The sequence below is a fragment of the Stenotrophomonas sp. NPDC078853 genome, from assembly GCF_044901215.1.
Classification (GTDB): domain Bacteria; phylum Pseudomonadota; class Gammaproteobacteria; order Xanthomonadales; family Xanthomonadaceae; genus Stenotrophomonas; species Stenotrophomonas lacuserhaii.
Genome location: NZ_JBJDOQ010000004.1, coordinates 172,208 through 192,979, shown reverse-complemented (window position 1 = coordinate 192,979; position 20,772 = coordinate 172,208). Strand labels below are relative to the sequence as shown.

General features: G+C 66.1%; 20 protein-coding genes and 1 tRNA gene. 17 read left to right on the top strand and 4 right to left on the bottom strand.

What is annotated here, in order from left to right:
• Positions 1 to 5 precede the first annotated feature (5 nt).
• The 13 genes from ACI2JH_RS06485 to ACI2JH_RS06425 all read left to right on the top strand — a co-directional run bounded on the left by ACI2JH_RS06485 (position 6) and on the right by ACI2JH_RS06425 (position 13,291).
• Positions 6 to 1,091, top strand: coding sequence for a DUF4043 family protein (locus ACI2JH_RS06485; protein ID WP_404735716.1), 1,086 nt, complete (start codon positions 6 to 8; stop codon positions 1,089 to 1,091).
• Between the two features lie 61 nt (positions 1,092 to 1,152).
• Positions 1,153 to 1,506, top strand: coding sequence for a hypothetical protein (locus ACI2JH_RS06480; protein WP_404735715.1), 354 nt, complete (start codon positions 1,153 to 1,155; stop codon positions 1,504 to 1,506).
• The gene (locus ACI2JH_RS06475) at positions 1,506 to 3,896 is read left to right on the top strand and encodes a putative Ig domain-containing protein (protein ID WP_404735714.1); all 2,391 of its coding nucleotides are present in this window, start codon (positions 1,506 to 1,508) and stop codon (positions 3,894 to 3,896) included. The genes ACI2JH_RS06480 and ACI2JH_RS06475 overlap by 1 nt, the downstream gene beginning before the upstream one ends.
• Positions 3,896 to 4,123, top strand: coding sequence for a hypothetical protein (locus tag ACI2JH_RS06470; protein ID WP_404735713.1), 228 nt, complete (start codon positions 3,896 to 3,898; stop codon positions 4,121 to 4,123). Before ACI2JH_RS06475 ends, ACI2JH_RS06470 begins: the two co-directional genes overlap by 1 nt.
• Entirely contained in the window at positions 4,123 to 4,566 is a 444-nt protein-coding gene (locus tag ACI2JH_RS06465) for a hypothetical protein (RefSeq protein ID WP_404735712.1), read from the top strand. Before ACI2JH_RS06470 ends, ACI2JH_RS06465 begins: the two co-directional genes overlap by 1 nt.
• A complete protein-coding gene (locus ACI2JH_RS06460; protein ID WP_404735711.1) occupies positions 4,566 to 5,225 on the top strand; it encodes a hypothetical protein in 660 nt (219 codons plus the stop codon). The genes ACI2JH_RS06465 and ACI2JH_RS06460 overlap by 1 nt, the downstream gene beginning before the upstream one ends.
• Positions 5,225 to 6,709 carry a hypothetical protein gene (locus ACI2JH_RS06455; RefSeq protein ID WP_404735710.1) on the top strand — a complete coding sequence of 495 codons (1,485 nt, stop codon included), beginning with the start codon at positions 5,225 to 5,227 and terminating at the stop codon, positions 6,707 to 6,709. Before ACI2JH_RS06460 ends, ACI2JH_RS06455 begins: the two co-directional genes overlap by 1 nt.
• Positions 6,709 to 8,817, top strand: coding sequence for a hypothetical protein (locus ACI2JH_RS06450; RefSeq protein ID WP_404735709.1), 2,109 nt, complete (start codon positions 6,709 to 6,711; stop codon positions 8,815 to 8,817). The genes ACI2JH_RS06455 and ACI2JH_RS06450 overlap by 1 nt, the downstream gene beginning before the upstream one ends.
• Positions 8,818 to 9,041: 224 nt before the next feature.
• Positions 9,042 to 9,818 (top strand): hypothetical protein, encoded by a 777-nt coding sequence (locus ACI2JH_RS06445; protein WP_404735708.1) that lies wholly within the window; start codon positions 9,042 to 9,044, stop codon positions 9,816 to 9,818.
• Entirely contained in the window at positions 9,818 to 11,077 is a 1,260-nt protein-coding gene (locus tag ACI2JH_RS06440) for a hypothetical protein (protein WP_404735707.1), read from the top strand. The genes ACI2JH_RS06445 and ACI2JH_RS06440 overlap by 1 nt, the downstream gene beginning before the upstream one ends.
• Positions 11,077 to 11,832 (top strand): hypothetical protein, encoded by a 756-nt coding sequence (locus tag ACI2JH_RS06435; RefSeq protein ID WP_404735706.1) that lies wholly within the window; start codon positions 11,077 to 11,079, stop codon positions 11,830 to 11,832. Before ACI2JH_RS06440 ends, ACI2JH_RS06435 begins: the two co-directional genes overlap by 1 nt.
• Before the next feature lie 3 nt (positions 11,833 to 11,835).
• Positions 11,836 to 13,023, top strand: a complete 1,188-nt coding sequence (locus tag ACI2JH_RS06430; protein ID WP_404735705.1) for a tail fiber domain-containing protein — start codon at positions 11,836 to 11,838, stop codon at positions 13,021 to 13,023.
• A 25-nt stretch (positions 13,024 to 13,048) separates the two neighbouring features.
• The gene (locus ACI2JH_RS06425; RefSeq protein ID WP_404735704.1) at positions 13,049 to 13,291 is read left to right on the top strand and encodes a hypothetical protein; all 243 of its coding nucleotides are present in this window, start codon (positions 13,049 to 13,051) and stop codon (positions 13,289 to 13,291) included.
• A 107-nt stretch (positions 13,292 to 13,398) separates the two neighbouring features.
• On the opposite strand, the gene ACI2JH_RS06420 is transcribed toward ACI2JH_RS06425, so the two are convergent.
• A tRNA-Leu gene (locus ACI2JH_RS06420) sits at positions 13,399 to 13,485 on the bottom strand.
• A 150-nt stretch (positions 13,486 to 13,635) separates the two neighbouring features.
• Here ACI2JH_RS06420 and ACI2JH_RS06415 point away from each other — a divergent pair.
• The 4 genes from ACI2JH_RS06415 (at position 13,636) to ACI2JH_RS06400 (ending at position 17,657) form a co-directional block, all read left to right on the top strand.
• On the top strand, positions 13,636 to 14,082 hold the full coding sequence (locus ACI2JH_RS06415) for a BLUF domain-containing protein (protein ID WP_182655482.1): 447 nt from the start codon (positions 13,636 to 13,638) through the stop codon (positions 14,080 to 14,082).
• Positions 14,083 to 14,192: 110 nt separating this feature from the next.
• Positions 14,193 to 15,479, top strand: a complete 1,287-nt coding sequence (locus tag ACI2JH_RS06410; protein WP_319274061.1) for a nucleotide sugar dehydrogenase — start codon at positions 14,193 to 14,195, stop codon at positions 15,477 to 15,479.
• A 64-nt stretch (positions 15,480 to 15,543) separates the two neighbouring features.
• On the top strand, positions 15,544 to 17,166 hold the full coding sequence (locus tag ACI2JH_RS06405; protein WP_404735703.1) for an FMN-binding glutamate synthase family protein: 1,623 nt from the start codon (positions 15,544 to 15,546) through the stop codon (positions 17,164 to 17,166).
• A complete protein-coding gene (locus ACI2JH_RS06400) occupies positions 17,163 to 17,657 on the top strand; it encodes a GNAT family N-acetyltransferase (protein ID WP_404735702.1) in 495 nt (164 codons plus the stop codon). Before ACI2JH_RS06405 ends, ACI2JH_RS06400 begins: the two co-directional genes overlap by 4 nt.
• Here ACI2JH_RS06400 and ACI2JH_RS06395 read toward each other — a convergent pair.
• From ACI2JH_RS06395 to ACI2JH_RS06385, 3 genes are all read right to left on the bottom strand, one after another.
• On the bottom strand, positions 17,643 to 18,893 hold the full coding sequence (locus ACI2JH_RS06395) for a TIGR03862 family flavoprotein (RefSeq protein ID WP_404735701.1): 1,251 nt from the start codon (positions 18,891 to 18,893) through the stop codon (positions 17,643 to 17,645). The two genes, ACI2JH_RS06400 and ACI2JH_RS06395, sit on opposite strands and share 15 nt — an antisense overlap.
• Entirely contained in the window at positions 18,877 to 19,308 is a 432-nt protein-coding gene (locus tag ACI2JH_RS06390; RefSeq protein WP_101100131.1) for an FKBP-type peptidyl-prolyl cis-trans isomerase, read from the bottom strand. Before ACI2JH_RS06390 ends, ACI2JH_RS06395 begins: the two co-directional genes overlap by 17 nt.
• A gap of 72 nt (positions 19,309 to 19,380) precedes the next feature.
• Positions 19,381 to 20,628, bottom strand: a complete 1,248-nt coding sequence (locus ACI2JH_RS06385; protein ID WP_404735700.1) for a YcaO-like family protein — start codon at positions 20,626 to 20,628, stop codon at positions 19,381 to 19,383.
• Between the last annotated feature and the right edge of the window lie 144 nt (positions 20,629 to 20,772).

Here is a 20,772-nt window from a genome sequence, read left to right as displayed (position 1 = left end):
CCGCCGTGACCAACACCACCATCAGCACCGCCGTCCGCGCCAAGCAGTGGGACGACGACTTCTTCATGGAGTACGTCCGTGCCAACCGCTTCAAGCGGTACATGGGCACCAGCGAGAACAGCATCATCCAGGTCAAGAACAACCTGACCAAGAAGAAGGGTGACGCGATCACCATCAACCTCGTCGGCGCGCTGGATGCTGACGCCGGCCCGAACACCGGTACCACCACCCTCGTCGGCAACGAAAAGGCTCTGCCGAACGATGGCCACAAGGTCACCATCGGCGTCGTGCGCGATGCGACTGTGGTCAACGTCGAGGAAGAGCAGGCCTCTGCCTTCGACGTGCGCGATGCAGCGCGCCAGGCGCTGAAGGACCTGTCCATGCGCTATCTGCGCAACGACATCATCCGGGCGCTGGGCTCCGTGCAGGGCATCCCTTACGCAACGGCCAACGCCACGCAGAAGAACGCATGGACCGTGGCCAACGCGGACCGTGTGCTGTTCGGTGACGCGGTGGGCAACTACAGCGCCACGCATGCGACCGCGCTCAACAACGTCACCGCGACCATGCGGCTGGACCGCCAGACCGTGTCGCTGATGCGGCAGATTGCCCAGGAGGCCGAGACCGTCAACGGCGACGGCATCCGTCCGTTCACCTACGGCGAGGATGAAGAGACCTACGTCATGTTCGTCAATTCGCGGGGCTTCCGCGACTTGAAGACCGACCTGGAAACCGTCCACAAGGACGCCCGCGAGCGTGCCCTGACCAACCCGCTGTTCACCGGCACCACCTCGCTGTACTGGGATGGTGTCGTGGTTCGCGAGATCCCGGAAATCGGCAACTTCAACAACACCGCAACCACGCCGATCCCCGTGTCGCCGATCTACCTGTGCGGCGCCCAGGCGTTGGCCGTGGCGTGGGCCATGACCACGAAGACCACCACCCGCAAGGAAGACGACTACGGCTTCCAGCACGGCGTGGGCTTCATGGAGCTGCGCGGCGTCGAGAAGGTGCTGTGGGGCCAGGGCACCACGGGTGCCAAGGACTGGAGCGTGGTCACCGGCTACGTGTCGGCCCCGGCCGCAGCGTAACTGTTTCGGGTGGTTCAAGGGGCGGCGTCTTGCCGCCCCTTTCTTTTTCTAGGGAGCCAGCATGGCCACGTACGACCGCAAAGAACTGGTGCGCGAGGTACTTCTGCACCTCGGCGCGTTGGATGCGGACGAATCGCCCGAGGCGACCCCGGCTGCTGATGTTGATCGCACTGCCCAGTCGGTGCTGGAAGAGCTGTATCAGGACGGGAAGTTGCCGTTCGACATTGAGGGTGATGTGCCTGCGCGGTACTTCACCCATCTCAGCTACATGATCGCTGAGCCGCTGGTGGCGAGCTTCGGCGCATTCGCGCGAGAAGAGACCATCGCACGCAAGGCTGCGGCCGGCCTCCGGGCCATCAACCGCATGAATGCCACTATCTACCAAGGCGCTGTGGTGCCTTCGGATTACTTCTGATGCGCGCCTCCCCCGTTGACCTGATCGGCGGCTACTACAAGAGCGACAGCCTGCCGTGGGCGTGCCAGGACACGGTGAACTGGCTGCCGGTGATGGCGGAGGTTGAGGGCACGCGTTCGTTGAAGATGCTGGAGACGCCGCCGGGGTTGAAGCCCTATCAGCAGATCGGCACTGGCCCGATTCGCGGCATGCACGACTGCGAGGGCCTGCGCCTGATCGTGTCGGGCCGCTACCTGTACCGGATCACCAATGCCGGCGTCGGGGTGCCGATTGGGGTGATTCCCGGCGTCGGCCGTGTGTCGATGACGCACAACCAGTTCGAGACTGGGTACCAGGTGCTGGTGGAGAACGGCCAGCCAGGTGGCGGGTACGTGTACAGCACGGTGGATCAGACCTTCGTGCGGATCACGGACGAGGGCTATCCGGGGTCGATTTCGTCGGACTACCTCGATTCCTACACGCTCGGTGTCGAGCCGTTCGGCCGATTTTGGTTTCACTCCGATCTGGCCAACTCTACGAGCTACAACGCCATCGATCGCGCCGAGGCAGAATCTTCGCCCGACAAGATTGTTGGGTTGAAGGTGATCGGCGACGAAGTGGCTGTGTTCGGCCAGCGGACCACGGACTTCTTCTACAACACGGGGGCGGCCACTGGAACCTTCCAGAACCGCCGTCAGAGCCTGCAGCGGGGCTGCGCGTCCCGCGACACCATCGCCCGGATGGACAACAGCCTGCTGTGGCTGGGCGACGACGGGATCGTTTATCGCCTCGGCAATGGCTACACGGCCCAGCCGGTGTCCACGCGTTCGCTTGAGCAGCAGATCGCCAAGTACAACCTCGCGCAGGCCTTCGCCTTCGTGTGGGAGGACCGTGGCCACAAGGTCTACTACCTGACCTTCCCGGATGGCCAGACCTTCGGCTACGACGTCGTGACGGGCCTCTGGCACCGCCGCGAGTCTTTCGGGCTGGACCGCTGGCGTCTGACGCACGTGGTCGAGTGGAGCGGCAAGAAGTACGGCGGCGACTTCCAGACCGGCCGCGTCTGGCTGATCGACTGGGAGTACCACCTTGAGGGCAGTCAGCCGATCATCAGCGAGCGCGTCTCGCCGGTATTGAGCGACAACCAGAGCAGGCTGGGCATCCCCAGTGCAGAGCTGGTGTTCGACACTGGGCAGGGGCCAGGCACTGTTGCCATCCCGTTCCCGGCGCAGCCTTCATCCCCTGTCCTCAACGGCGACGCGCCAGATAGCCTGCGGAATATCGCCTATCCAGCATTCTCCTATACGGTTACGGGGGGCGAAGCTCCATTCTCAATCTCGGTCGTTGAGGGGGTTCTGCCGGCAGGTCTCTCGCTCACTTCGTCTGGTGCTATCAGCGGGGTTGCCACCACCCTTGGCGCCTCTTCATTCACGCTGAGGGTGACCGATAAGAAGGGCTTGTGGACCGAGAGGGTGGATTCGATTGGAATCTCAACGCAAGTCCTTGCGCTGGGGGCGTCGTCTGGCACTCGCATGGTGGACCGGCGGCTTATGAGTGGGACGTGGGCAAACGTCAACACTGGCCCTGCCGCCACTTCAACCAACCTCGCCGGATTGGCCGGCGGGCGGTTTATCGCGTGGGTTGCGGGCGCTGCTTACTACAGTGATGACGACGGTTCCAGCTGGACGAAATCATCCTCGGTCATTGACTCATCTGGCGGCATTCGAAGTGGAGATTCCCTTGGAAGCCTGGTTGTTTTAGGGGGGGGTTCTGGCGCTTTCTACGTCAGCGCCAACGGCGGAACCACCTATTTGACCAAGGCCGCGCCTACCACGTTTTTAGGTAGTCCGCTTTTGGTTAAATCTGGGCCCTTTACTGGCCGCATATTGCTGGTAACGGCATTCCCCGCAACATCAAGTTCATACACCGATGACCAAGGCGCAACGTTCAGTGCTGCACCGGCACATGGCGTCACGCGCTCATCTGGGGGTGCGGCACATTCTCGCGCTGACATGCAGTACATCGGTGGCAACGTTGCAGCAGGTGGGAAGCCGCGCCTTGCCGTAATTAAAGACGGCTCGACGCTGGTTCGCAACCTGACCCTCACGGGAGCCGCTAACGGGTTCATCAGCGCGATTCTCGCCTATCCACTCGGAGATACTGTGCGCCTGCTGATGGGCACATCAACGGGCGAGCTATGGGCGTCCGACGACAATGGTGTGACTGCGAGCAAGGTCAATTTGCTGGCGACCGGCCAGATAAATGGCTTGGTGTTCGACGGCGTCAGAGTATTAGTTGGAGTGCTTTCTACTTCATCAATGATTCAATCAAGCAGTAACGACGGCGCTACCTGGGCGACGGAACCCAATCCGTCCCTGAGCGGGATCACTGCCATGTCCGGAGCAATGTAATGGCTGACACCGACCACAAGGTGCTGATCTGCTACAGCAAGGACGGCGGCCGGACGTGGAGCAACTGGAAGGAGCGCGACTTGGGCGCTGTGGGCCAGTACCGCAAGCGCATCCGAATCCAGCGGCTGGGCTTGGCGCGCGACTGGGTGTTCAAGGTCCGCGTGTCCTCGGCCCGGAAGCACGACCTGCTGACCGCAGTCCTGTCGCCTGAGCAGACGGACGGCTGATGCGAGTCGCCACCGCCCCCGATCTTCTGGAGGCGGTCGCAAATCACCCGAGAGTCTATCCGTCCGTGTCCTGCAAGGGATGTGGGGCGATCAGCTTTGGCCCGTCGTGGATGGACTGCATCGGGCTGGAGTTCGGCGAGGCGGGCGGGTTCGTCTTCCATCGGCGTGCGCCGGACGCTTACGAGGTCCACACGCTGTTCTTGCCGAAGACGCGCGGAGTGGATGCCTTCGCCCAGCAGGCGCTGGACTACATGTTCGACGTGGCCGGGGCCGAGATCGTCCTGACCCAAGTGGCCTGCGACCTGCCGCACGTGCGCCGGTTCGCCGAGCGCCAGGGATTCAAGCATTTCCAGACGGTGACCGATGGCTGGGTTCGCGAGAGCGGTCCGGTTGACGTGGACCTGTTCGAACTGACCAAACAGATGCATCACGGAGAAGAATAATGCCAGTCGCCGCTATCGGAGCCGTCGCAGGGGTAGGCAGCGCCCTCCTGCAGAATCGTGCCGCAGGGAAGGCCGCCAGTGCCGCCAACCGGGCCAGTGAGCAGGCCAATGCGCTGCAGCAGCAGCAGTATGGGCAGGCCCGTTCGGACCTGAGCCCCTACCTGCAAGAGGGCCAGAACGCGCTGGCCGGTATCAGCCGCCTGAACGCTGGCGATTACTCGGGCTTCCAGAACAGCCCCGACTACCTGTTCGCGCTGCAGCAGGGCCAGCAGGGCGTTGAACGCTCCGCTGCGGCCCGCGGCGGCCTGTACTCCGGAGGCAACCTCGCTGACCTCACCAACTATTCGCAGGGCATGGCGAGCCAGCAGCTCGCCCAGTACCGGAACAGCCTGATGAGCCTCGCCAACATGGGTGCCAGCTCCGGATCGGCGCTCGCTGGTGTCGGCCAGAACTACGCGGGCGCGGTGGGCAACAACCTGGCCAACGGAGCGAACGCAACGGGTTCGGCAGCGCTGACGCAGGGCAACAACCTGTCCCAGCTCACGGCCGGCCTCGGCGGACTCGCCAGCAATTACCTGCAGCAGCGGCAGTCCTCGTTCAATCCAGGCGCGACGGGTCAGTTCGGCAACAACCTCGCCAACTTCAAGGGGTGGGTGTAATGGCTCAGGCCTACAATCAGTTCAGCCCGCTCAATGCGCTGGCCTACGTGCAGGAACAAGGCGAGATGGGCCGGGCGCGCGGGCAGCAGAACCAGCTCGCGCAGCTGGCCTCTCAGTCCTACGGAGCCAACACGCCGGAACAGCGCCAGCAGCTACTGACCAGCATGGCTGTCGTCAACCCGGCGGCAGCCCAGTCCCAACAGCAGCAGTTCCAAGGCAACGAGGACCGGCAGCGCAAGTTGGCCTACGGCGCGGCAACCTACCTCAAAGGCGCGCTCGACACGAAGAACCCCGCCGCGATCGCTGGTGCCTGGCGCTCGGTCCGGCCCGGCCTCATCAATGCCGGTATCGGCACAGAAGCCGACTACGCGCAGGACTGGCAGCCGGAATACGAGCAGGTGTTGCATCAGATTCTGGCGTCTGGATCGGGCGGCAGCAATGGCGCCGCTGGCGTCCAGTCCACCTACGTTGATGATCAGGGCCAGCGCGTGGCCATCATGCGCGACGGCAGCACGCAGATCCTCGGCGGCAACGATGCCGGCGCAAACCAACAGTCGCTGAGCATCGACATCAACGGCACGCCGACTCAGGTCACCTTTGACCGCCGCACGGGACGGTACAGCAACGCGTCGCTCGGTGCGCCGGCCGCCGCTGCACCGGCAGCGCCGCAAGGCGGATATCAGAACCTCGGCGGTCAGGCCACCTACATCGATCCGTCACTGCCTGCGGAAGTGCAGGCGCAGATCCGGCAGAGCCTGTCGGCGGGGCAGGAAGTCCCATCGCAGATGGTTCTGGCTGGAAGCGGCGGCGGCGTCCCGCTGACTGGCCGCCGTGCAGAAGATCAGGCGGCAGCGACCGAAGCGGCCCGACTCGGCGTCCAGCAGGCCTACCTGCCGCAGGAACTGTCCATGCGCACCGACGCCGCCATCCAGCAGGCGGGCGGCACCGCGCAGGCGAAGGGTGAGGCTGAGGCGCGTCTTGACGCTGTCCAGAACCTGCCGCGCGTGATGCAGGAGTCCACCAACGCGGTCAATCTGATCGACCAAGCCCTGAGCCACCCCGGCCTTGCAACGTCAGTCGGCGCATCCGGCCGTGCAGACCCGCGCAACTACCTGCCGGGCACCGACGCGACCGACTTCCGCGTCCTGCTCGACCAGATCAAGGGCGGCACGTTCCTGCAGGCCTTCCAGAGCTTGAAGGGCGGCGGCGCAATCACCGAGGTGGAGGGCACGAAGGCCGAGCAGGCCATCGCTCGCCTCAACCGTGACCAGAGCGAGCAGGCATTCCGGCAGTCGCTGCAGGATCTCCGCGAGGTGGCCAACGCGGCGATGGTCCGGGCTCAGGCCAAGGCGCAGGCTGCGGGGGCTCAGGGCGGGCAGGGTGGCAGCGCTCCGGCGCGCATCCAGTCCGCTGCCGACTACAACGCACTGCCGAGCGGAGCGCTGTTCATTGCGCCGGACGGTAGCCAGCGGAGGAAGCGCTGATGGCCAATCCTTGGGACAACGACCCCATTGTCTCGGCGCCTGCGCCACAGGCCGCCGCGGCGATGCCGTGGGATGCGGACCCCATCGTGTCGGATGGACCGCCGGTCACCGACCTTCCGGCAGTCCAGGCGCAGCGCCCGGACTTCTCTGGCGTCAGCTCCTCGGTCGATTCGACCGCAAGCGGCCGGCAGGCAGATGGCTGGATGCCGGGAGTGGGCCGCGACTTGGCGTTCAGCGCACGATCCACGCTGCAGGGTGCGGCTGGCCTGCTCGGCGCGGTCGGCGGCGATGCCTTCAACAACTACATCGTGAACCCGGTTGCCCGCGCGGTGGGCGCTCAGGAGGTGCGGCCTTACCGTGAGGAGGCCGTGGCACTGGCTGACCGCATCGGACTGCCTAAGGCGCAGACCAGCAGCGATCGCGTGCTTGGCGACGTTGGCGAGGCGCTGACGGGCACGGGCCTCACGCTCGGCATCGGCGGCGGTATCAATGCGCTGGCGAGTCTTGGGCGCGGCGCAGCTCCGGTGGCCACGAACCAGCTCGCCAACCTTCTGACGGCCCAGCCGGGGCTGCAGGCCGTGTCCACTGCGGCCGGTACTGGCGCCTCGTCGTCGGTGCGCGAGAGCGGCGGATCGCAGGGGCAGCAGCTGGCGGCCGGCCTGATCGGCGGCTTGGCTCCAGGTGCGGCGCGAGCTGGCGTTGGCTCTGCCGCTCGCGGTGTCGTACGCGGTACGTCGGGCGAGCAGATGCGCAACCGGCTTGCCGACTTCGAAGCCCTTGGTGCTACGCCTTCGGTTGGACAGGCATCGGGCAACCGGATGATTCAGGGCGCAGAGAACCTGCTTGCAGGCGGCCCGACCAGTGCCGGCGTGATGAACCGCTTCGCCGAGCGGCAGGCGGACGATATCGGCACCGGCCTGCGCCAGATGGCTGACAACTTCACCCCGAACGCCAGCGCCGAGCGTGCCGGCCGAGCGGTGGAGCGCGGCGTGGAGCAGTTCGGCCGCAATGTCGGCGCACAGAAGCGGGCGCTGTACTGGCAGGCGGACCGGTACATTCCGGAAACCACGCCGGTCGCCCTCAACAACACGATGCAGGCCGTCGGCCGGCTGACCACGCCCATGCAGGGCGCGTCGGCGACCACGGGCGCGCTGGTCAATCCGAGGCTGGCCGCGCTACGCCAGACCTTGACCGACGACTTGGCCGCCGGCAACGGCCAGATTCCATACGCAGCGTTGAAGCGCATCCGGACCAACATCGGCGAGCAGATCAGCGACTACTCGCTTTCCCCGGACACGCCCACGCGCGAGCTGAAGCAGCTGTACGCAGGCCTGTCGCGCGACATGGAAGCAGCGGCGCAGGCTCAGGGCCCGGACGCGGTACGCGCAGCCCGCCGAGCCAACAACTACACCCGTGTGGCAGCTGACCGACTGGAACAGGTCCAGCGGGTCGTGGACAAGAACGGCGGGCCTGAGCGCATCTACACGGCTGCCATGTCCGGCACCCGCGATGGCGGCACGACCCTGCGCGCGGTGATGCAGTCGCTGCCGAAGGAAGGGCAGGAGGCCGTAACGGGTGCAGTCATCAAGCGCATGGGCATGGCGAATCCTGGTGCTCAGGACGCTTCCGGCGAGGCATTCAGCGCGGCTACCTTCCTGACCAACTGGAACAAGGTGAGCCCAGAGGCCAAGCGCGCGCTGTTCGACCGCCACGGTCCCGCTTTCAGCAAGGACATGGACCGCATTGCTCAGGTGGCCGAGAACATCAAGAGTGGCTCGCAGGTGTTCGCCAACCCGTCCGGCACGGCAAACCGGGCCGCTGCGATGACTTACGGCGCATCACTGGTGGGTAGCTTGTTCACTGGAGGAACCGGGATTCTTGCAGGCACCGGCGTGGGTGCAAACGTGCTGGCGCGGCTGATGACAAACCCCACCATCGTCAAGAAGCTGGCCCATGCCACAACGATGCCGGTTGGGGGTGTCCTGGCTACGGCGCGGAATCTGCAGGAGATTGCCCAGCGAGAGGACGATCCAGATATTGCAGCTCTCGCTCAGGCTCTATCGCAGCAGCCAGATCAGCAGGCGCCCCAGCCCGTACAGGGATATTAAGCCGCACACCATGACCAAGCCTATCTGAGCCCACAGCTTGAAACCGAGGCCGGGCTCAAGGCGTTTTTCATGTTCGCGCTGCGCCCAGTCCTTCGGCTGACCGCCGACGTTGGATAGATCGAACTTCTCTTTGCTCATTGCCAGGGCCCGCAGGTAGGTCCGGCGAATCGTACCACCACAATCCAGCCCCCGCCCTGAGCGGGGGTTTCTCGTTGGGAGAGCCCATGTCTTACCGATTTTTCAACCCGGCCCCGGTTTTCATGGACCTGCTTGGCCTGCAGCCGCTGGCTGGCGGGCAGCTCGCCTTCTACGAAATTGGCACCACAACGCCGAAAGGAACGTGGTCTGATCCTGATCTGGCGATCCCGAATACCAACCCCGTGCAGCTGGATAGCTCGGGCCGTGCGAACGTCAATATCTGGCTCGACGGCGGCTACTCGGTGCGGCTGCTGGACTCGTTGGGCGCGACGGTATGGACGCGTGACCTCAATGGCGGCGACGGGTCCGGAGCGGCCATCCCGGCGCTAGTGAGTGGCGCTGTGCTGACGAATGACGGCTCCAATCTGATTTGGGGTGATTTCCGCCAGGTTCCGGACCCTACCGGCTCCAACGGCAAGACCCTTGGCACCGATGGCACCAGCCTCATCTGGCAGGCCCCGGCCACGCCGCCGACCGTGCCCACTAGCGGCGACTCCTTCAACAAGATCGGCACCAACCTAGAGCAGTGGGGCGTTGCCACGATGCCGGCGAACAACCTGCAGTCGAACGTGATGTCGTTTAATTTCCCGACGGCCTATGCCGAAGTGCCGCGCATCTTCGTGAACATCCAGAAGGCCGGTCCCATCGTCACGGCTGGGTTCACTGGTGTGCTCAAAGCATCCCCGTCGGTGAGCGGCGCCACGGTTGAATGGAACACGGGTGTCGAGACGCTGGCCGCCGCCAACAGGCTGACCTCGCCGTTCGAGTTCTCGTGGTTCGCGGTGGGCAAGGTCGCGCCCTGATGTCCAATCCCGCGCTGCAGCCTCGGCACGCTGAGCCTGTCGTTGATCCCCGGTCGGGCATCGTCACGAAGGCGTGGGCGGACTACTTCCTGCGCCTGTCCACGCAGCAAAGCAGCGACGACCTGGCGCAGCTGTACCAGCAGCTGGCTGAGCGGGTTTCCGAGCTGGAGGAGGACGGGGCACTCGGCTTCCAGATTTTCGGGCAGGACTCGATCATCTTTGAAGGGTCGACCCAGCCCGGATCCGTACTGGTCATCACGCTGCAGGGCGATCAGGAGTCCCCGGCCGACACCAGCTACTACGGCACTGGCCCGGATGGCGTCAAAGGCTGGCATCCGGTTTCCGGAACGATCCAGGTTGTGGCCGGGGAGCTGACCAAGGCCGTCGATGCCGATGGCGTGACCGCGCTCGGGCTGGCTGACGTGGCCGACGCCGGCACCGGGGCGCTGCAAAAGACCCAGTTCGACGGGAAGGGCAGGAAGACCGGCACTGCCGCGGCAACGACCACTGACCTCCCCGAGGGCACGAATCTCTACTACACCGATGGCCGGGTGGACGCTCGGATCAACCTGCAGAAGGGCCAGCCGAACGGGCTGACGCCGCTGGGGTCGGATTCGAAGATCCCGAGCCAATACCTTCCCGCGCTGGCGATCACCTCGACCTTCGTGGTGGGCAGTCAGGCCGCGCAGCTGGCGCTGGACGCTCAGGAAGGCGACGTAGCGGTCCGGACTGACCTCAACAAGAACTACATCAAGAACGCCGGCACGACCGGCACCATGGCGGACTGGACCGAGCTGCTGACGCCGGCCGCGCCCGTGCAGTCGGTGAATGGCCAGACGGGAAACGTGGTCCTGACTGCGGCGGACGTTGGCGCTGCGCCGGCGAGTGCGGCGTTCCCCGAGGCTCCGAACGACGGCAACGACTACGCGCGCGGCTCGCTGGCGTGGCACCCGCTGACTGGCCCGCTGAGTAAGTACGTGATGCTGGAGCTGTCGCCGGTGACGGACCAGCTCGGTAATCCGCTCACCGACCAGCAGGGCAGGCCGCTGTACTTCAACACGCCACAGATCCCGCTGGCGTGGATCCCCGGCGTCCAGGCTGCGGTGAAGACGGTCTATCCGCTGAGCGCGCTGCCTCCTGTCACACCCTTCCCACGCGAGATCTACGTCTCCGGCACCAGCGGCGTGCCCGGCATCATCCCGGCGTACAGCAACGGGGTGAACTGGCTGCGCTTCTCCGACAACACACCGGTGAACTGATGGACCTCTCTTTCATCACGCAGATCCGCGATATCCCGCTGGTGGCTGGGCCGGATGGCCTGACGGTAGTTGCTGGGCCGGGGCTGGCCTACCTGCCGGATGGGACGCGCATGCGCTCTGCCGGTGCCTCGGCGGTCTTCCCGTCGCCTCCTGCCAATGGCTGGTGGTACGCCTACGGCTATCCGGCCGATGGCGGCGTGATGGGGCTGGAGCTGAGCCAGACGCCGCCCGATGCGCCATATCTCGCCAACGGCACGGCGCGGTGCAAGCAGGGCGATCCCACTCGCCGCTACCTGTCGCAGGGCTTGGTCGTGAACAACAAGCTCCGGCCGGCGATCCATCTGCAGGCCGCGTCCAAGGGCAACCTGGTGCTGTTCGACCAGTCGGCCGAGACGTTCACCGTTCCGGCCTCGCTGCTCACGATCAGCGCCAACGTGGCCACGCCGGTCGTCACCTCGCTCGCAGGGGTCGTGCCGGCCAACGCCACCGCCGTCCGCCTGCAGATCAACAATCTGACCAACGGGACGCTGTACCTGCAACGCGGATCGCTGGCCGGCGCTGGCACCCCCGTCTCCGCGACCAACCGCCAGATCGGCGTGCAGGCCAACAATTCCCTCGTCTGCGATCTTCGCCTCGACGCGAACCTCAACATCGCCACGGTCGTGTCCGCGACCAACCTCCTGAGCCAGCTGCTCGTCCTGATCCTTTCCGGTGGCTACTCCATCGAGGTCGGCGGCTACTTTTTCGATAGGTGACCCATGCCCAAGTACGCAGACCCCGCCGTATACCCCGTCACCGCTCCGGCAGCGGACGACACCGCCATGGCGCGCACCAACGCAGGCGGTGACCGCAACTTCCTCCTCGGCAACCTCGCAGGCCTCGCGCCGCTGGTCATGGCCGCAGACCAATCCGTCTATTCGACTGGACCGGGCCTGTGGGCGGCCTACAGTCTCACCACGGCAGGCCGCGCGCTCACTGCAGTCGCAGGCACCGCCGACACGTTCCCGTACTTCTCGGCATCGAATGTGGCGGCACTGGCCACCGTTACGGCGCAGGCACGAACCTTCCTTGCTGCTCCGACTCTAACGGACCAGAGATCGGTAATCGCAGCTGTGGGGCTTGCCGGTGCTGAGACCATCACCGGTGCGAAGACATTCTCTGCGCTGATCACGTTCACCGACTCGTTTGTGGTAAATCGCAGCACTGGCACCATCAACATGGGAGCAATTAGCGGCCTATATCCCGGGATGATCAATACCTACATCACAGGCACGGATAGCTACAGGTCTGAGTTCCGGGGCAATGCTGGATACGCTCAAATCGGCTGCAATAGCGTGTCTGGCGGCGGCACCCCTGGGCGCTTTCTTGAAGTCAGCCTTGATTACGTCCGGCCATCAGCAAACAACGTCATGTCTTGCGGGCAAGCGGCTCGCGCATGGACCCAGCTTTTTGCGCAGAATACGACTGTCAGCACCTCCGACGCCCGCCTCAAAACTGAGCCGCGCCAGCTCCGCGATGCCGAGTTCAAGGCGGCGTCGGCCATCGCTCGGCTGCCTGCGGTTTGGCGCTGGATCCACCGGGTAGAGGGCGACGAAACCTGCGAGCCGGAAGGTAAGGAGGCCCGCAAGCACTTCGGCCCGACTGTGCAGGCGGCCATCGCGGTGATGGAGGCCCATGGGCTGGACCCGTTCGCCTACTCCTTCATCTGCTACGACGAGTGGGAGGCGGAGCCGGAGCAGTGGCACGAATGGCCGGATGAACTGGACGATGACGGCAACGTCATTCGTGAGGCAGGCCGCGAGCTGGTGCAGGCTGCGCGCCAGGCCGGCGACCGCTACAGCTTCCGCAAGGAGGAGCTGCTGTGCTTCCTCGTGGCGGCCATGGCGCGGCAGCATGACGAGCTGGAGGCCCGGGTGGCAGCGCTGGAAGCCAAACTCACCGCCTGAGACTGGACGGGGCTATGCTCGCCGCATGCCCCAGCAGCTTCCGCCCGGATTCGAGATCAGGCCCTTCCTCGACGGGCCCGCGCTGTACCTGGACGGGCGGATGATTGGGGTGGCCAGCCCGACCAGCTCCGGCAAGACCCGGCTGGACCTGTGCGTCGGCACGCTGAAGTCGCACAGCAACTTCATTGCCAGCATCGGCAGGGCAGAGGACTACCTGCGCGGGTGGGCTGTGAAGTGGGAGGGGCGGATCAGGGAGCTGTACGGTTGATCCGGATCAATGATCCGACCATCCAGATGGCGCCACCATGAGGCAATTGCGGAGCGGAGCCAGATATTGCGGAGCGCGGGAGGCCATCCCAAACCCGCTGAAACCCTTGGTGCCCGGAGCCGGGATCGAACCGGCAAGACCTCGCGGTCGGCGGATTTTAAGTCCGCTGCGTCTACCAGTTTCGCCATCCGGGCCGCGCGGCATAGGGTGCACCACGGGGCGCGAATTTGGAATGGCGGCACGCGTGCGTGGAACCGTGACCAGATGCGCGGTATGGGCCGCTCAGCTGTCAACAATTCGTTGTTCATGCCATATTCGGCTTTGTAAGGGGCCAGGGAGTGACCATGTCGTTGCACGCGATTGCCTACGTCAGCCAGGCCCGTCCGGAGCTGGCACCGCAGGAGCTGGATGCGTTGCTGGCCGATGCGACGGCGTTCAACCGGATGGCCGGTGTCACCGGCGTGCTGATGTTCGATGGCGAACGCTTCCTGCAATACCTGGAAGGCCCCCGTGATGGCCTGGATTCCGTCTACGGCAGGGTCCTCAACGCCAGTCGCCACCATGGCGTACGGCAACTGGCCGCGGCAGTGGTGGGCACGCGCCGGTTCCCCCACTGGACCATGGCAAACCGGCGGATCGATCCGCTGACGATGAGCCACATCATCGACGCACCCTGGACGGGCATCAGCGCCGACCGGCCCACGGCCGAGCAGGGGCTGGCGCTGCTGCTGCGCAGCTGGACCGGCGGCGATGGCGAGCTGGAGCCTGCGGCGGTCAGCCTGGGCTCCTGATCACGGGCGTGGTCAGCGCCGGGCATGGCGGTTACCCTTGTGCCTCTTTGAGTTGGAGGCGGGTGCGCAATGGAACGATCGAGCCGCATCGCGCAGCAGGAAGGCTTCGCATGAGCGTCCCGGTTTCGGCCGCTGCGTCGCCGCGTCCTGCGATCATCGGCCTGGGATATGTCGGCCTGCCCCTGGCGGTCGCCTTCGGGCGGTTGTTCCCCACCCTGGGCTTCGATATCGATGCCGCACGTGTTGCCGAACTGCAGCAGGGCCACGACCATACCCTGGAACTGGAGGACGGCGAGCTGGCGGGCGCACCGCTGCTGCGCTGTAGCGCCGATGCGGCCGAACTGGCGGCCTGCAACGTCTACATCATCACCGTGCCCACGCCGATAGACGCGCATGAGCAGCCCGACCTGGGCCCGCTGCGCTCGGCCAGCGAACGCGTGGCCAGCGTGCTGAAGGCCGGCGACCTGGTGGTGTATGAGTCCACCGTGTACCCCGGCACCACCGAAGAAGTCTGCATTCCCCTGCTGGAAGCGGGTTCGGGATTGCGCTTCAACCAGGACTTCTACTGCGGCTACAGCCCCGAACGGGTCAGTCCGGGCGACCGCACGCGCCGGCTGGCCGACATCCGCAAGATCACCTCCGGTTCCACCCCGGAGGTCGCCGCGATCGTGGACGCGCTGTACCGCCGGATCATCACCGCCGGCACGTTCCCCGCACCGTCGATGCGCGTGGCCGAGGCCGCCAAGGTCGTGGAAAACATCCAGCGCGACGTCAACATCGCGCTGGTCAACGAGCTGGCGCTGATCTTCGACAAGCTCGGCATCGATACCCAGGACGTGCTCGACGCAGCCGGCAGCAAGTGGAATTTCCTGCCGTTCCGGCCCGGCCTGGTCGGCGGGCATTGCATCGGCGTGGATCCGTATTACCTGCTGCACAAATCCGAGAGCGTGGGCTACCACCCTGATCTCATCCATACCGCGCGCCAGGTCAACAACCGGGTCGGCGCGCACGTGGCCGAGCGGGTGCTGTCGCTGCTGGCCGAACGCGGCCGCTCCCCGGCCCAGGCCCGCATCCTGGTGCTCGGCGTGACGTTCAAGGAAGACTGCCCGGACCTGCGCAACAGCCGTGCGCTGGAACTGGCCGAACAGCTCCAGACCAGTGGTGCGCGGGTGGATGTGCACGATCCATGGGTGGGGCCGGCGGTATTGGCGGACACCGCGGTGCACTGGGTCGCCCGTCCAGAACCCGGTGCCTACGATGCGGTGGTGCTGGCGGTGGCGCACGCCGCTTTCCTGGACATGGATGCGGCACGGATCGCGGCCCTGCAGGCACCGGGCGGCATCGTCTACGACGTCAAGTCGGCGTGGCCCCGTGCTTCGGTGGACGGCCGCCTGTAAGCGGCTGGCGCGGCGTCGACGCCGTCGCGGGTAGACTGGTTGCAGCCATCCTGAAAGGAACGCCATGCACCGCTACCTGGCCTACGCGCTCGCCATCATCCTGTTCCCGGTCTGCCTGTGGCTGGCCACGTACTGGGTCGCCTGGTACTGGGGGGTAGGGCTGACGGCCGCACTGGTGGTGCTGGGCACCTGGGACCTGCTGCAGTCGCGCAGCACGTTGCGCCGCAACTATCCGGTGCTCGCGCACTTCCGTTACGGGCTGGAATCGATTGGCCCGGAGATCCGCCAGTACTTCGTGCAGAGCGACCTGGAAGACGTGCCGTTCTCGCGCCAGCAGCGCGCGCTGATCTACCAGCGCGCCAAGAACGAGATGGACGTGGTGCCGTTCGGCACGCTGCGCAGTACCTACGCGGTGGATTACGAGTGGATCAACCACTCGCTGGCGCCCACCAGCATCGGTCACAGTGATTTCCGCGTGCTGATCGGACCCAACTGCGCCAAGCCCTATTCGGCCAGCGTGTTCAACATTTCCGCCATGAGCTTCGGCTCGCTGTCGGCCAATGCGATCCGCGCGCTCAACGAAGGCGCGCGGCGCGGCGGCTTCCACCACGACACCGGCGAAGGCTCGATATCGTCCTACCACCGCGAGAAGGGCGGCGACCTGGTGTGGGAAATCGGCTCGGGCTACTTCGGCTGCCGCCATGACGATGGCAGCTTCAGCGAAGAGCGCTTCGTCGCCAATGCGACCACCGATCAGGTCAAGATGATCGAGATCAAGCTTTCCCAGGGCGCCAAGCCGGGCCACGGGGGGGTGTTGCCGGCGGCCAAGGTGAGCGCGGAGATCTCCGAGACCCGCGGCGTGCCGATGGGCGTGGACTGCGTGTCGCCCTCGCGGCACTCCGCGTTCTCCACGCCGATCGAACTGCTGCAGTTCGTCGCCCGCCTGCGCGAGCTGTCCGGCGGCAAGCCGGTCGGCTTCAAGCTGGCGATCGGCCATCCGTGGGAGTGGTTCGGCATCGCCAAGGCGATGAGCGAGACCGGTCTGCTGCCGGACTTCATCGTCGTCGATGGCGCCGAGGGCGGTACCGGCGCGGCCCCCGCCGAGTTCGTCGACCATGTCGGCGTGCCGATGCACGAAGCGCTGCTGCTGGTACACAACACGCTGGTCGGCCTGGACCTGCGCGATCGCATCCGCCTGGGCGCGGCGGGCAAGATCACCAGCGCCTTCGACGTCGCGCGCATCATCGCGCTGGGTGCGGACTGGTGTAATGCCGGGCGTGGTTTCATGTTCGCGCTGGGCTGCATCCAGTCGCTCAGCTGCCACAGCGACAAGTGTCCTACCGGTATCGCCACCCAGGATCCATCGCGCTGGCGCAGCCTGGACCCGACCGACAAGGCCGAACGCGTGCACAACTACCATCGGCATACCCTGCATGCGTTGAAGGAGCTGCTGTGCGCGGCCGGACTGAATGATCCGGCCGAGCTGGGGCCGGAACACATCCTGCGCCGGGTATCGCCGGTTGAGATCCGCTCGCTGGCCTCGTTGTACCGCTACCTGGCCCCGGGCGAGCTGCTGCGCCAGGTCCCGGACCATGCGGTATTCCACGATTACTGGGCCGATGCGCGCAGTGATTCGTTCCAGCCACCGGCACGGATCCAGGCGCTGCGCGCGAGCAAATCGCGGTGAGCGTGGAAGCGCTGCCGCGCTTCCGTGGCGGTCGCGGCGACGATGCGCCGGCGCTGTGGGCACTGCGCACGCGTTGCGTGCGCGAACTGTGCCGCAGCCACTATCCACCGGACGTGATCGCGCGCTGGTCGGCTTCACCGCCGCCACCGCGTTATGCGGGGCTGATCGCCGAAGCAGGCTGCGTGGTGGCCGACGACGCGCAGGGACAGTTGCTCGGCTACGGGATCCTGGTGCTGCAGGACAACGAAGTCGATGCGCTGTTCGTCGCCCCGGAGCAGGCCGGGAAGGGGCTGGGCCAGGCCGTGCTGCAACAGCTGCTGACCCTGGCTGATCCGCAGCGCGACGTGCTGCTGTCGGCCTCGCTCAACGCGGTCGCGTTCTACCAGCGTGCCGGCTTCCTGGATGAAGGGGAACAGGCATACCCGCACCCCAGTGGCATCACGCTCGCAGCCAGGCGCATGCGCCGACCGGCGATGTCAGCGCGTCGCTAGCCAGTGCATCACGCCGTCGGCCGCCCGTTTGGCGCTGGCATAGCAGGCGGTCAGCAGGTAGCCCCCGGTGGGGGCTTCCCAGTCCAGCATCTCGCCTGCGCAGAACACGCCCGGCACTGCCTTAAGCATCAGCCCGGCATCCAGCGACGGCAGGGTCACCCCGCCGGCGGTGCTGATCGCCTCGGCCATCGGCCGCGGGCGCTGCAGCTGGATGGGCAGGCGCTTGAGGGTGGCGGCAACCACGGCGATGTCCTGCCCGGCGTCCTTGCCCAGCACCTCGAACAGCAGCGATGCCTTCACCGCATCGACGCCGGTCTGCCGGCGCAGGTGCTCGCCGAAGCTGCGACCCTTGCGCGGGCGCGCCAGGTCGGCCGCCAGGCGGTCCTGCTCGCGTCCCGGCACCAGGTCCAGCCACAGGGTTGCGCTGCCATCACGATTGATCGTCTCGCGCAGGTCGGCCGACAGCGCGTAGACCAGGCTGCCTTCGATGCCGTACTCGCTCACCACGCATTCGCCTTGATGATGCCGCGGCGCGCCGTGCAGGTCGGTCCAATGGGCCACCACGGACTTCAGCGGCGTGCCGGCATGGCGCTGTACGAACCACGGGGTCCATGGCACATCGAAGCCACAATTGGCCGGTTGCAGCGGCGCAATCGCCGCACCGCGGGCCTGCAGCAGGGGAACCCACGCACCGTCCGATCCCAGCTGCGGCCAGCTGCCACCGCCGAGCGCGAGCAGCGTGGCATCGGCGTGCACCCGCTGCTCGCCGTTTTCGATGGTGAAGCGCAGCGCGCCGTCGGCGTCCCAGCCGTGCCAGCGATGGTGCACGTGGAATCGGACGCCTTGTTCCTTCAGCCGGCGTACCCAGCCGCGCAGCAACGGGGCCGCCTTGCGGTCCACCGGGAATACCCGCCCGGAACTGCCGACATAGGTCTCTACACCAAGGCCGGCGGCCCAACGTCGCAGCGCGTCGGCATCGAACGCGTCCAGCCATCCGGCGACCGCCGCGGTCTGTTCGCGGTAGCGGCTGTCGAACAGCGGACGGGGGTCGGAATGGGTCAGGTTCAAGCCGCCCTTGCCGGCGATCAGGAACTTCCGCCCGGGCGAGCCCGTGGCTTCGTACAGATCCACCGACAATCCTGCCGCGCACAACTGTTCGGCGGCGAACAGGCCTGCCGGGCCGCCGCCTACCACCGCCACGCGCGCGGGCGGGCCGGATTCAGCGGGGCTGGACATCAAGCAGCTCGACATCGAACACCAGCGACGACCCGGCCGGAATCGGCCCTACGCTGCGCTGTCCGTAGCCCATGTCCGGGGTGATCATCAGGGTGCGCTTGCCGCCTACCTTCATGCCGGCCACGCCTTCATCCCAACCCCGGATGACCTGGCCACCGCCGAGATCGAACGAGAACGGCTCGCCACGGGTCACCGAGCTGTCGAAGGTCTTGCCATGCTTGTCTGCTGCGCGCTCGTCGTAGATCCAGCCGGTGTAGTGCACGGTGACCTTGCTGCCCGGCGTGGCGACAGCGCCGGTACCGGGCTGGGTATCGATGGTTTCAAAGGCGGCGATGGTGCCACCCGGCGGCGGGCCGGAAGGCGCGCACGCGGCAAGGGCCAGGGACAGCAGCAGGGGAGCGAGCAGGCGGCGCATGGGCGGCATCCAAATCGAAGGGATGCAAGGGTAGCGCATCGCGCTGGAAACGGAGGCCGCGCCCCGCCGTCCCTACCGTGCGCCGAGGCCGCCCGGCGCGCCCCCGCGCTGCCCTGGAACCACGACATGGCCCAGGGTGACCAGATGAAAACGCTCAAAACGTGGCACAACCGCATTGACCAGCGTAATGCCGTTGTCGAAGGTGTGGATCACGTTGTAGCCGGCAACCAGCCCGTCTGCTTCCAGGGCCTGCGCGAGCTGCTGGACCTGTGCCTCCACCGGCCCTGCCGGCCGCTCTTCCAACGGGACGGTGATGATCGGCTGGCTCGCCAGGCGGTCTTCGATATCCATGCGGGCGCTGGGCTGCAGCCGCGGCCATTGCTGCAGCAACTGCACCGGATGGACGGACGCCGCCCGGCCAGCGCGTGCCGGGGTGGCGTTGCTGGCAAGCGCCAGATGCGACTGCAGCAGCTCGTGCAGGGCCCTGCGTGCGGCGTGGGCGGGATTGAGTGAAGCGCCAGCGCCATACGGGCGTGCGTGGTCATGGCAGAGGTGCGCGACGGCCAAGCAGCTGGTGATGCCTGGCGTGCTGGAAATGTCGAGCAGGCAGATATCGGCATCCACGCACTGTCTGACCTGGCGATACAGATCAGCGACATCAGCGGGCAGGCCCGCAGGACCGACCACGCGCAGTGCTTCGTCGGCGGCGTGGAAGAAGTGGGTGAGCAGGAACATCGAGATCGCATCGCGCTCGGCGCATTCGTTCAGTGCGTGCAGCAGCGCTTCGTCCAGACTGCCGCCGATCGCCGTGCCGCTGTTGCTGGCATAGCGGCGCAGGGGAGCGTAGTCAAACGTGTCCGCGGCCAATGGTGCATCGGCATAGGTGGGTGCGGAGAGCGCAACCGGATAGTGGAAGTCCGTCGCGCCGACCAGGCCGGTGTAGCAGCGCGTGGCGATCGTTTCCTCGATCTGGTCGAACAGCAGCGCGCCGGGCAGGTAGCCGGTGAGATCAGGACCGAGCAGCGCGATCAGGTCCTCCACCGGGCGCACCTCAGCCCCGTGCGCGGCATGGCGATCCATCAACAGGTGCTCCATGGCCTCATACAGCGAGCCGACCGCTGCCGCCTCACGCGCGCCTTTCCCCCATCCGCCGGTCAACAGCACCCCATCGGCGTCGTGAAGTTCGGTCAACGCAGCGCACGGCGACTGCCCGGTAAAGCTGGTGACGGGCCGTATATCGAGACTGTCGAACGCTGCCTGGATGCGCTGGGCAGCATCGGACAGGCTGAAATGTCGTTCCTCGGGAATGCTTGTGTTCATTGTCTGCACGCGTCCGCAGGAGGGGGCTTGTGGCGATACCGCTTGCGAACCGGCACCGCGCCTGCGGTCCAGTCCGGTGTCGAAGTGACTGCGGGTGCGAAGGCTGCAGCCCGAAAGCGGGAGGGCTGCAGCGCTTTCACTCAG

What these genes read in the sequence shown, in the direction of transcription:
- ACI2JH_RS06480 (WP_404735715.1), top strand. Translation starts at nt 1,153, where the DNA reads ATGGCCACGTACGACCGCAAAGAACTGGTGCGCGAGGTACTTCTGCAC.
- ACI2JH_RS06475 (WP_404735714.1), top strand. Translation starts at nt 1,506, where the DNA reads ATGCGCGCCTCCCCCGTTGACCTGATCGGCGGCTACTACAAGAGCGAC.
- ACI2JH_RS06470 (WP_404735713.1), top strand. Translation starts at nt 3,896, where the DNA reads ATGGCTGACACCGACCACAAGGTGCTGATCTGCTACAGCAAGGACGGC.
- ACI2JH_RS06465 (WP_404735712.1), top strand. Translation starts at nt 4,123, where the DNA reads ATGCGAGTCGCCACCGCCCCCGATCTTCTGGAGGCGGTCGCAAATCAC.
- ACI2JH_RS06460 (WP_404735711.1), top strand. Translation starts at nt 4,566, where the DNA reads ATGCCAGTCGCCGCTATCGGAGCCGTCGCAGGGGTAGGCAGCGCCCTC.
- ACI2JH_RS06455 (WP_404735710.1), top strand. Translation starts at nt 5,225, where the DNA reads ATGGCTCAGGCCTACAATCAGTTCAGCCCGCTCAATGCGCTGGCCTAC.
- ACI2JH_RS06450 (WP_404735709.1), top strand. Translation starts at nt 6,709, where the DNA reads ATGGCCAATCCTTGGGACAACGACCCCATTGTCTCGGCGCCTGCGCCA.
- ACI2JH_RS06445 (WP_404735708.1), top strand. Translation starts at nt 9,042, where the DNA reads ATGTCTTACCGATTTTTCAACCCGGCCCCGGTTTTCATGGACCTGCTT.
- ACI2JH_RS06440 (WP_404735707.1), top strand. Translation starts at nt 9,818, where the DNA reads ATGTCCAATCCCGCGCTGCAGCCTCGGCACGCTGAGCCTGTCGTTGAT.
- ACI2JH_RS06435 (WP_404735706.1), top strand. Translation starts at nt 11,077, where the DNA reads ATGGACCTCTCTTTCATCACGCAGATCCGCGATATCCCGCTGGTGGCT.
- ACI2JH_RS06430 (WP_404735705.1), top strand. Translation starts at nt 11,836, where the DNA reads ATGCCCAAGTACGCAGACCCCGCCGTATACCCCGTCACCGCTCCGGCA.
- ACI2JH_RS06425 (WP_404735704.1), top strand. Translation starts at nt 13,049, where the DNA reads ATGCCCCAGCAGCTTCCGCCCGGATTCGAGATCAGGCCCTTCCTCGAC.
- ACI2JH_RS06415 (WP_182655482.1), top strand. Translation starts at nt 13,636, where the DNA reads ATGTCGTTGCACGCGATTGCCTACGTCAGCCAGGCCCGTCCGGAGCTG.
- ACI2JH_RS06410 (WP_319274061.1), top strand. Translation starts at nt 14,193, where the DNA reads ATGAGCGTCCCGGTTTCGGCCGCTGCGTCGCCGCGTCCTGCGATCATC.
- ACI2JH_RS06405 (WP_404735703.1), top strand. Translation starts at nt 15,544, where the DNA reads ATGCACCGCTACCTGGCCTACGCGCTCGCCATCATCCTGTTCCCGGTC.
- ACI2JH_RS06395 (WP_404735701.1), bottom strand. Translation starts at nt 18,893, where the DNA reads ATGTCCAGCCCCGCTGAATCCGGCCCGCCCGCGCGCGTGGCGGTGGTA.
- ACI2JH_RS06390 (WP_101100131.1), bottom strand. Translation starts at nt 19,308, where the DNA reads ATGCGCCGCCTGCTCGCTCCCCTGCTGCTGTCCCTGGCCCTTGCCGCG.
- ACI2JH_RS06385 (WP_404735700.1), bottom strand. Translation starts at nt 20,628, where the DNA reads ATGAACACAAGCATTCCCGAGGAACGACATTTCAGCCTGTCCGATGCT.